The organism is Bacillus sanguinis (genome assembly GCF_018332475.1).
Taxonomy (GTDB): Bacteria; Bacillota; Bacilli; order Bacillales; family Bacillaceae_G; genus Bacillus_A; species Bacillus_A sanguinis.
Genome location: NZ_BOQB01000494.1, coordinates 1 through 843, shown reverse-complemented (window position 1 = coordinate 843; position 843 = coordinate 1). Strand labels below are relative to the sequence as shown.

The 843-nt window shown below is 33.6% G+C and carries 1 pseudogene; it reads left to right on the top strand.

From position 1 onward, the window contains the following. Positions 1-29 precede the first annotated feature (29 nt). Positions 30-512, top strand: a pseudogene (locus tag KI369_RS29595) (sulfotransferase family 2 domain-containing protein); the annotation flags it as partial. Positions 513-843: the final 331 nt, after the last annotated feature.

Below are 843 nucleotides of genomic sequence, written 5' to 3'. Positions count from 1 at the left end.
CTTAAGTTGATGGGCATGTATGGTGACCCCTTATTGCTCCACCAGGTATAGAAAATCCAGAGTGGGAACCTATTAGAAAGTTTATTTATAACGACAGTACATGCAAAAAGAAAAAATCATTTAAACATTTTTTACATTATCTTCACGCGAATGGGGCAGATTCTGACTATCTTAATCCACACTATTCACAACAATATATTCAAGGAGAAGAAGAGTTTGTAACCAATTATATATATTTAGAGAATTTCTCTAATGAAATCTCAAAAATAGAAAACAAATATAACTTACAGACTATCCCACTAGACACATTAACGAGATCATGGCATCATCAGGCGCCTAAGATGATTCATAAGGGAAACTACGCTGAAGCTGACATTACAGATCCATCTTTCCCTCGGCTGCCGACATATCAGAGCTTTTATGATACGGAGGCTATAAAATTAGTTACAGATATATTTAATGAAGATTTTGAAGCGTATCATTATCTTAAAATGGATATTTCTACAATATGAATCAGTTTCAGAGTACTTAAATAATAGTCTTATTTTTAATATGGAAAACACCGTGAACACTGTTATGGTGTTTTTTTGGGTTTAACACTATATTTTTAACTTTATATAATCCATATACCTTCAAGATAAGATGTATTTGTAAAATAATGTATGATTATGACCCATTTCTACAAGTATCTCGGCTGAACCCCTCTAGGTTTTTCTGTGCATCCTTTATATATTAAAGAGCCGATTTACTCTTAGCGGGGTAAATTCTGGCTCTTTTCTTATATATATTCTCTTAGCGTGGTTTTTTTCCGAAATGCTGGCGGTACCCCATGCCCATCAACTT